Source organism: Mesorhizobium sp. M2C.T.Ca.TU.002.02.1.1 (assembly GCF_003997225.1).
On sequence record NZ_RZTO01001114.1, the window covers coordinates 1 to 1,573 of the forward strand.

General features: G+C 61.9%; 1 protein-coding gene and 1 pseudogene. One reads left to right on the plus strand and one right to left on the minus strand.

The window, feature by feature from the left end; translation table 11 throughout:
* Positions 1-124 (minus strand): annotated as a pseudogene (locus EOD07_RS39155) (sugar ABC transporter ATP-binding protein); the annotation flags it as partial.
* Positions 125-447: 323 nt separating this feature from the next.
* Between EOD07_RS39155 and EOD07_RS33880 the strand changes: the two are divergent.
* A complete protein-coding gene (locus EOD07_RS33880) occupies positions 448-1,446 on the plus strand; it encodes an ABC transporter permease (protein WP_127238307.1) in 999 nt (332 codons plus the stop codon).
* The last annotated feature ends 127 nt before the right edge of the window (positions 1,447-1,573 follow it).

Here is a 1,573-nt window from a genome sequence, read left to right on the forward strand (position 1 = left end):
CGGCGCCGTTCTCGCCGCAGAGGGCATGGATCTCGCCGGCATGAAGATCGAAATCGATGCCTTTCAGCGCATGGACCCCGCCGAACGACTTGCGCAGGTTCGTGACCGTCAGAACGGCTTGCATGGCTCGTGAAACCTCCCAACACCGCGCCTCCGAGCGGTGCCAAAAGGCTTAAACGACAAGTTCAATGGGGATCGTGGGTAAATGGTCCATATTGGACTTCAGACGGCGCTCTCAAGTTCCAAGAGGTCGGTCCACTGCCGCGGCCTCCCTGCGTCGACGGCACCGGAGGCAAACTGCACAGCGTATCAGAAAAACGAAATTGTCCGCTGACGCTCCAGCCGTAATTGTCCGAACCAGGCGAACGGCTCGGTGCCTTGGGAGGATTCCGGAGCGGCTGGTCGCCTGAGCAAGGCGCCGACCATCGGCTGCCTGGGAGGAGGAAAATGCCTGGTTCGGGCAAGTCGGACGACAGGCGCCTTGGCTTCAAGGCGTCGCAGGAAGTCGTCGTCGTCGCGATCTCGGTCATGCTGTTCGTCGTCTTCTCGGCGACGCTCAACAATTTCCTGAGCCAGGGCAACATCATCGCCATCCTCAAGAACGTGTCGATCCTCGGCACTTTGGCCGTCGGCATGGGCTTCGTCGTCGTCGGCCGCGGCATCGACCTCACCATGGTGGCGGTGATGGTCGTCGGCGTCGCCTTCAGCATCTGGATTTCCACCTGGGGCATCGATTTCACGCTTGCCGTGATCTGCGGCGCCATCCTGGTCGCGGCCATCGGCCTGTTCACCGGCGTCATGGTGGCGGTCGCGGAAGTCCCGCCGATCTTCGCCACCCTGGCCATCGCCTCGTCGGTCTATGGCTCGGGACGCATCGTCTTTGCCTCGGACGTGCTCTATGCCCCGCCGGACATCGCCTGGCTGAAATTCGTCGGCAATGGCAGCGTGCTCGGCATACCGATGTCCGTCGTCATCTTCGGAGCGGTGGCGGCTCTGATGGGTCTGTTCCTGAGGAAGACGCGCTTCGGTCGGCTGGTCTACGCAACGGGCGACAATCCGAACGCGGCCCGCACCACCGGACTGCCGACGCGCCCGATCATCGTGACGCAATATGTCATCAGCGCGCTCATCGCCTTCACCGCCGGCATCATCATGACCGGCCTGGTCACCGGCATCGACACGCGCCTCTACAATTCGAGCCTGATCTACGACGTGCTTTTGGTGGTCGTGCTGGGCGGCATCGGCCTGTCGGGCGGGCAGGGCGGCGTGCGCAATGTGATCGCGGGAACCATCCTGGTCGGCATCCTGACCAACGGCATGACGATCCTCAATTTCTCCTACACCAGCCAGAACCTGATCAAGAGCGTGATCCTGCTGGGCGCGCTTGCCATCGACGCCATCATCAATCCGCGTGACGAGCAGACCTCGCAGAGCGGCGACATCTGAACAAGAACCCGAACCATCAAATCAGGGAGGAAACCTATGAAATTATTCAAGAAATGCCTGTTGGCGGGCATGACTGCGCTCGCGCTGCTTGGCGTCGCGCAGGCCGCCAGCGCGCAGGAAACAGATC

What these genes read in the sequence shown, in the direction of transcription:
- EOD07_RS33880 (WP_127238307.1), top strand. Translation starts at nt 448, where the DNA reads ATGCCTGGTTCGGGCAAGTCGGACGACAGGCGCCTTGGCTTCAAGGCG.